The organism is Skermanella sp. (assembly GCF_059503625.1).
The window spans coordinates 1-7,594 of the sequence record NZ_JCACHA010000905.1; the positions used below are offsets into that span (position 1 = coordinate 1).

Annotated in this window: 7 protein-coding genes and 1 pseudogene; 6 read left to right on the top strand and 2 right to left on the bottom strand. The window is 65.3% G+C overall.

The window, feature by feature from the left end:
* A pseudogene (locus AC5JJ6_RS32990) lies at positions 1–402 on the bottom strand (peptide ABC transporter substrate-binding protein); the annotation flags it as partial.
* A 161-nt stretch (positions 403–563) separates the two neighbouring features.
* Between AC5JJ6_RS32990 and AC5JJ6_RS32995 the strand changes: the two are divergent.
* From AC5JJ6_RS32995 to AC5JJ6_RS33020, 6 genes are all read left to right on the top strand, one after another.
* The gene (locus tag AC5JJ6_RS32995; protein WP_496046102.1) at positions 564–1,097 is read left to right on the top strand and encodes an invasion associated locus B family protein; all 534 of its coding nucleotides are present in this window, start codon (positions 564–566) and stop codon (positions 1,095–1,097) included.
* Between the two features lie 86 nt (positions 1,098–1,183).
* Positions 1,184–2,872, top strand: a complete 1,689-nt coding sequence (locus AC5JJ6_RS33000) for a thiamine pyrophosphate-binding protein (protein ID WP_496046103.1) — start codon at positions 1,184–1,186, stop codon at positions 2,870–2,872.
* A gap of 117 nt (positions 2,873–2,989) precedes the next feature.
* A complete protein-coding gene (gene budC / locus AC5JJ6_RS33005) occupies positions 2,990–3,757 on the top strand; it encodes a meso-2,3-butanediol dehydrogenase (RefSeq protein ID WP_496046104.1) in 768 nt (255 codons plus the stop codon).
* Between the two features lie 246 nt (positions 3,758–4,003).
* Positions 4,004–4,303, top strand: a complete 300-nt coding sequence (locus AC5JJ6_RS33010; RefSeq protein ID WP_496046105.1) for a DUF2849 domain-containing protein — start codon at positions 4,004–4,006, stop codon at positions 4,301–4,303.
* A 32-nt stretch (positions 4,304–4,335) separates the two neighbouring features.
* On the top strand, positions 4,336–6,072 hold the full coding sequence (locus AC5JJ6_RS33015; RefSeq protein ID WP_496046106.1) for a nitrite/sulfite reductase: 1,737 nt from the start codon (positions 4,336–4,338) through the stop codon (positions 6,070–6,072).
* Positions 6,059–6,571 carry a DUF934 domain-containing protein gene (locus tag AC5JJ6_RS33020; RefSeq protein WP_496046107.1) on the top strand — a complete coding sequence of 171 codons (513 nt, stop codon included), beginning with the start codon at positions 6,059–6,061 and terminating at the stop codon, positions 6,569–6,571. Before AC5JJ6_RS33015 ends, AC5JJ6_RS33020 begins: the two co-directional genes overlap by 14 nt.
* A 173-nt stretch (positions 6,572–6,744) precedes the next feature.
* Here AC5JJ6_RS33020 and AC5JJ6_RS33025 read toward each other — a convergent pair.
* Positions 6,745–7,594: AMP-binding enzyme (locus AC5JJ6_RS33025; protein WP_496046108.1), on the bottom strand; the 850-nt coding region annotated here is incomplete at its 5' end.

Sequence of the window (7,594 nt, forward strand, 5' to 3'; positions counted from 1 at the left end):
GCCGCTCTGCGGGTGCTTGCCGACTTCCCAGGTGAACAGCACGTCCTTCGTCGTAATAGGAGTACCGTCGCCCCAGGCGGCGCCGGGCTGAATCGTGAAGGTCGCATCTATCGCCCTGGTGCCGTCGGGTCTTGTGACTTCGACGGCGGTCCCTTTCTCCAGGCTCGGCAACTCGGTGCAGAGCATGCAGATCAGTTTCCAGTCCTGGTCGAAGGTGGTGAAGGGCCGCCGGGCCATGTCCAGGATGTAGTTCTTGGTCGCCATCGCATCGATGCTGGGATGGAACGTTCCGGGGAACTGGATCGCGCCGATCACCAGATCGTCCTTCGCGAATGCCGGTCCGGCAACCAGAGCGCTCGCCAGCGCGACTGCGGCGCATCCAAGCCTTAAGCCTGTTCCCAACAAAGTCCGATCCTTCGCCACCGGCTGCTCACCTTAAACGTTGCGTGCGGTATGTCCGTCGAACTATGGGTTCTGACCAGCCTGGGGTCCAGCACCGATGACACCCACGGGTACGGCAAAATACGCAGCCGCCGCGAAGGCGTCTTCAAGGAGGAATTCTCATGCTTTCCATCGCCCGGCTTTCAGGGGTTCGACTCGGTCTAGGCGCCGCACTGATGGCTTTCACGGCACTCGCCGCCAGCCCCGCCGCAGCCGCCGACGAGACGAAGCGCTTCGACGACTGGGAACTGCAATGCAGGGACAGGGTGCCGGAAGGCGCCCCGAAATGCATCATCACGCAGAACGTTGTCGCGGAGGAAAGCAAGCTGGGCCTGCTGAGCGCCGCGATCTACTTCCGCCCCGGCGTCAATACTCCGTCGCTTGGATTCAACCTTGCTCCACAGGCGATCAAGGAAGCGGGCATGGTGCTCCAGATCGATACCAAGCCGGCGCTCGATCTACCGATCCAGTCGTGCAATCCCAATGTCTGCCTTGTCCGGGCGACGCTTCGCGATCAGGTGCTGAACATGTTCCGCAGCGGCAACCGGGGCATCGTCGGCTTCAAGATTCCACCGGACCAGCGGATAGCGGCCCAGCTTTCCCTGAAGGGATTCGGCAATGCCTACAAGGCATTGGAGCAGCGCAAGGGTAACTGATCGGGGCCATTGATTGACATACCGGGCGGTGCGTCGGAAACTCCGCCCGATCTATCAGTTGCTCAGCAAATAATCCGGGAAACGTCATGTCAGGAACATCCAAGCCCCGCTCAGGTGGGCAGATCCTTGTCGATTCGCTGCGCGTCCATGGCGCTGACTTGGCATTCTGCGTCGCGGGGGAAAGCTACCTGGATGTGCTGGACGCCTTCCATGACGCCCCGGATATCCGCCTGATCACCTGCCGGCACGAGGGCGGCGCCGCCAACATGGCGGAGGCCGCCGGCAAGCTGACGGGCCGTCCCGGCATCTGCTTCGTCACGCGCGGCCCCGGCGCCTGCAATGCATCGATCGGCGTCCACACCGCCATGCAGGACTCTACGCCGATGATCCTGTTCGTCGGGCAGGTGGCGCGCGATCAGGCGGAGCGGGAGGCTTTCCAGGAGATCGACTACCGCCGCATGTTCTCGCCCGTCGCCAAATGGGCGGCCCAGATCGACGACGCGGCGCGCATCCCGGAATTCATCAGCCGCGCCTTCCATGTGGCGACGTCGGGCAGGCCCGGCCCGGTCGTGCTGGCGCTGCCGGAAGACATGCTGCGCGACCGGGTGTCGGTTGCGCCGACCGGCCGCTACACGGAGGTCCAGGCCCATCCCGGAATGTCCGACCTGAAGCGCACCGCCGAGCTTCTGGCCCTGGCGGACCGGCCGATTATCCTGGCGGGCGGCAGCGGCTGGACAGATGCCGCGTGTGAGGATTTGCGGCGCTTCGCCGAGTCCTGCAACATCCCGGTCTGCTCCTCCTTCCGCCGGCAGGACGTGGTGGACAACGACAGCCCGGCCTGGATCGGCGATCTTGGCACGGGACCCAACCCCAAGCTGCTGGCGCGGGTCAAGGAAGCCGACCTTCTGCTGGTGATCGGCGCACGGCTGGGCGAGATGACGACCCAGGGCTACGAGCTGATCGACCTGCCGGAAACTCGTCAGACGCTGATCCACGTCCATGCCTCCGCCGAGGAACTGGGCCGGGTCTTCCGCCCCGACCTGCCGATCCAGGCGGGATCGGCCGCCTTTGCGGCGGCGCTTTCCAGCCTGCCCAAGTTCCACGACCTGCGCTCCGACCGCTGGCGCGACTGGATGGAGGCCGGGCGGCGCGATTTCCTGGAGTGGCTGGAGCCTGCGGCCTATGGCGGCGCGCTCGACCTTGGCGCCATCTCGGTCTGGCTGCGCGACCGTCTGCCGGCTGACAGCATCGTCACGATCGATGCCGGCAACTTCAGCGGCTGGGCTCAGCGCTTTTTGAAGTACGGCAGGCCGGGGCGCCAGCTGGGGCCGACCAGCGGCGCCATGGGCTATTCGGTCCCGGCGGCGGTCGCCGCAAAGATCGTCCATCCCGAACGGCTCGTGGTCAGCTTCGTCGGCGACGGCGGCTTCCAGATGACGGGGCAGGAGCTGGCGACCGCCATGCACGCCAAGGCGGCCCCAATCATCCTGGTGTTCAACAACGGCATCTTCGGCACGATCCGGATGCATCAGGAGAAGCGCTATCCCGGCCGCGTCAGCGCCACGGACCTGACCAACCCCGACTTCGCGGCACTCGCCCGCAGCTACGGGGCGTTCGGCGCCGCCGTGGAGCGTACCGCCGACTTCGCCCCGGTGTTCGAACAGGCGGTGGAATCGGGCCTGCCCGCCGTGATCGAGCTGCGGATGGACCCCGAGGTCATCACCACCCGCACGACGCTGTCGGCGCTGCGGGCTCAGGCGCTCGGCCAAAAGTAGCCGCCCTCGTTCGCATTGCAGCTTCCCGCCGGGAACCGCAACGGATTTCGGCGCCAGCCATTGTCCGGGAAAGGGCCGCCCCAATGGGCGGATCCCCATAACCCGGAGAATGCTTCCATGAGCGAACGTTTCAAAGGCAAGGTCGTCATCGTCACGGGCGCCGGCTCGGGCATCGGCGCCGCCACCGCCCGCCGCTTTTCGGAGGAGGGGGCGTCCGTCGTGCTCGCCGGCCGGACCGAGGCCAAGCTGAAGGATGTGGCGAAGGACCTGGACGCCGGGCGGACGCTGGTCCATGTGGCCGACGTGGCGGACCAGAAATCGGTGGAGGGTCTGGTTGCGGCGGCGGTCGGGAAGTTCGGCCAGCTCGACGTGCTGGTCAACAATGCCGGCATCGCGCCCAACGGCCCGGTAACCGAAGCTTCGGTCGAGGACTGGCACGCCGTCATCGCGACCGATGTCAGCGGGGTCTTCTATGGCTGCCGGGCGGCGGTGCCGCATCTGCTGAAGACGGGAGGATCCATCGTCAACGTGTCCTCCGTGTCAGGGCTTGGCGGCGACTGGAACATGAGCTTCTACAACGCGGCGAAGGGGGCGGTGTCGAACTTCACACGGTCGCTGGCGCTGGAGCTTGGCGGCAAGGGAGTCCGGGTCAACGCGGTCAACCCCAGCCTGACCTTCACCGACCTGACACAGGACATGAAGGACGATCAGAAGTTGATGGACAAGTTCAAGGAGCGAATTCCGCTGGGCCGCGCCGCCGACCCGGAAGATATCGCTCCGGTCATCGCCTTCCTGGCCAGCGACGACGCCCGGTTCGTCAACGGGGTGAACTTGCCGGTGGACGGCGGCCTCAGCGCTTCCAACGGTCAGCCGCCGCAGGCGTGAGCCTGTAACGACACCGTCGTCATGTAAAAATCTCTGGCGATATCTGCCCGCGACGCATTGCGCATGTGCAATTAATCTCATTGCACATGCGTGGTCGCCCACTATAAATTTCCGCCGCTTCGCTTAGCTATTGGACGGTGTGTGGAACTGTGGCGCTCCTGGATCTGGAATACGATGTTTCATGATCAGTATCGGCCATGAATTTCAGTTTGCCGGCTTGTACGAGAGACGTTTAAGGGGATCGCCATGAGTTTCCGCGCCATCACAGGCAACCGGCTGCGCGACGGCGCCGTCGTGTTCTATAACGACGAAGCGGGCTGGGTCGAAGGGTTGGCGGATGCCGGCCTTTACGAGGACAAGGCGACCGCCGAAACAACCCTGGCAGCGGCGAAGGCCGAGGCCGAGAAAGAGCGTCTCGCCGTCGATATCTACGTGTTCGAGGTCCTGATCGAGGACGGCAGGCGAGTACCCGTCACGATCCGCGAGCGCATCCGGTCGCTCGGTCCCACTGTCCGAACCGATCTGGGCAAGCAGGCCGCGGCCTGATCCTCGTCGCGCAACATCCTGGAATTTGTGAAATGACTGCCACCGCTTTCCGCGCCGACCCTGGCATTCCCGGTCCCGGCACCGTCGGCTCCGAACCGGACGACCACGCCGGTATCTACCGCTACGACGACCTCGACCGCCGCTTCGTCGCCGAGCGCGTGGAGCAGTTCAGCAAACAGGTGGCGCGCCGTCTGGCCGGCGAGTTGACGGAGGACGAGTTCAAGCCCCTGCGCCTGATGAACGGCCTGTATCTCCAGCTTCACGCCTATATGCTGCGCATCGCCGTTCCCTACGGCGTCCTGACCACGACGCAGTTCCGCAAGCTGTCCGAGATCGGCCGCAAGTACGACAAGGGCTACGGCCACTTCACGACGCGCCAGAACCTTCAGTTCAACTGGATCAAGCTGGAAGATACGCCAGCCATCCTGGGCGAACTGGCCGAAGTGGACATGCACGCCCTTCAGACCAGCGGCAACTGCGTCCGCAACGTGACCACCGACCAGTTCGTCGGGGCCTCCGCCGACGAGATCGTCGATGGCCGGGTCTATGCCGAGATCCTGCGCCAGTGGACCATCGCGCACCCGGAATTCACCTATCTGCCGCGCAAGTTCAAGATCGCGATCATGGGCTCCGACAGCGACCGTGCCGCGATCCGGACCCACGACGTCGGCGTGATCGCCAAGCGGAACGAGGCCGGCGAGACGGGCTTCACCTTCTATGTCGGCGGCGGCCTTGGCCGTTCCCCCTTCGTCGGCAAGCTGGTCCGCGAGTGGGTGCCAGAGGAGGACTTCGCGGCCTATCTGGAAGCGATCCTGCGCGTCTACAACCAGTACGGCCGGCGAGACAACATCTACAAGGCGCGCATCAAGATCCTGGTCCACCAGCTGGGCATCGACAAGTTCAAGGCCGAGGTCGATGAAGAATTCGCCCGTCTGCCGCGTCCGAAGTTCACCCTGGCGCCCGAGATCGTCGAAGGCATCCGCGCCCGCTTCGCCTCCCCCGGCCTGGAGACGCTGCCGGCCGAATCCGCCGAATTCGAGCGCCGCAAGGCCGAAAACGTCGAGTTCGCCCGCTGGGCCACGGTCAACCTCGCCGATCACAAGGCGCCCGGCTACGCCATCGTTTCCGTCTCCCTGAAGCCGGCCGGCGGCATACCCGGCGACATCACGTCGGAGCAGATGGATACGCTGGCCGATCTGGCCGACCGCTACAGCTTCGGCGAGATCCGGGTGACGCATGCCCAGAACCTCGTCCTGGCCCATGTCCGCAAGGACGATTTGTTCGACCTGTGGCGGCAGCTCGACGCGATCGGTCTGGCGACCGCCAATATCGGCCTGATCGGCGACATCATCGCCTGCCCCGGCCTGGATTACTGCGCACTGGCGAACGCCCGTTCGATCCCGCTGGCGCAGGCGATCTCGGCGCGCTTCGCCGATCCGGCGCGGCAGCAGGCCATCGGCGAACTCGGCATCAAGATCAGCGGCTGCATCAACGCCTGCGGCCACCACCACGTCGGTCATATCGGCATCCTGGGCGTCGATAAGCGCGGCGAGGAACGCTACCAGATCACCATCGGCGGCGATGCGACCCTGACCACCGCGATCGGCGACATCGTCGGTCCCGCAGTCACGGAAGAGGCGGCGGTGGATGCGATCGACACCATGGTCGATGTCTACATGGCCAACCGCTGTGAGGGCGAGCGCTTCCTGGACACGATCCGCCGCATCGGCCACGGCCCCTTCAAGGAGAGAATCTATGCCGCTGATTGAGGACGGTCGCCCGGCCGAAGATAGCTGGACCAGCGTGCCGGACGGCGAACCCGTCCCCGGCGACATTCCCGCCATCATCAGCTTCGAGCGCTGGCAGGCGGAGCGCGACAGCTTCGCCGGCCGCAATACCAAGCTCGGCGTCCGCCTGAAGGGCGGTACGCTGGCCCCCGCCATCGCCGAGGACCTGGACCGGTTCGCGCTGGTCGCGGTGGAATTCCCCAAGTTCCGCGACGGCCGGGGCTTCTCGACCGCACGCGAGCTGCGGGAGCGCTACGGCTACGAGGGTGAAATCCGCGCCGTCGGCCATGTGCTGCCCGACCAGTATCTGTTCCTGAAGCGCACCGGCTTCACCTCGGTCGAGGCTCCGGAAGGCACCAACCTGGATAGCTGGGCCAACGCGCTGAGCGAAGTCAGTGTCGTCTACCAGCCCGGTATCGCCAAGGACGATCCCAACCCGCTGATCAAGCGCTGGCTGAAGCCTGAAGCCGTTCAGGGCTGAGGAGTGGAACGGACGAAAGCAAAAGCGGCGGCAAGTATCACTTGCCGCCGCTTTTGCTTTTTTGGTAGTTCGTAGGTCGTGCTAAAGCGAAGCGGCAGCCGACAAGCCGGCGCGTCTATGTCGGCTGCCGCTTCGCTTTAGCACGACCTACGGAAATTTCGTTTTTTTTTATTTCACCCCCGCAGTTCCGCGAAGTCCTCTTCCCAGAACTCCAGCACGCCGCGCAACTCCGTCCCCCGGTCCGCCTGCTGCTCGCGGCGGCGCAGCTCGACGCGCCGGATCTTGCCGGAGATCGTCTTCGGCAGGTCGGCGAACTCGATCCGGCGAATACGCTTGTACGGCGGCAGGGTGGCGCGGATGTGCTGGAAGATCTCCAGCGCCAGTTCGCGCGACGGCTCCCTGTCGCCGGTCAGGATCAGGAACGCCTTGGGCACCGCCAGCCGCAGCGCATCCGGGCTGGGGACTACGGCCGCTTCGGCGATGGCCTCGTGCTCGATCAGGGCGCTTTCCAGTTCGAACGGACTGATGCGGTAGTCGCTTGCCTTGAACACGTCGTCGGCGCGGCCGACATAGGTCAGGTAGCCGTCGGCATCCCTGCTCGCCACGTCGCCGGTCCGGTAATATGCCCCCTGCGGCGCCTGCACCGGCTCCTCGGACGATGCCTGATAACCCGCCATCAGCCCGGCGGGCCGGGGATCGAGCTTGAGCGCTATCTCGCCCTCCTCCGTCTCGTTGCCGTCGGCGTCGATCAGAACGACGTCGTAGCCGGGAAGCGGGCGTCCCATGCTGCCGGCCTTGACCGGCTGGCCGGGGCTGTTGCCGACCTGGGCCGTCGTCTCCGTCTGGCCGAAACCGTCGCGGATCGTCAGGCCCCAGGCCGATTTGACCTGATCGATCACTTCCGGATTAAGCGGCTCGCCGGCGCCGACCAGTTCGCGGATCTTGACCGGCCATGCCTTCAGATCCTCCTGGATCAGCATGCGCCAGACGGTCGGCGGCGCGCACAGCGTCGTGACCCCGCAG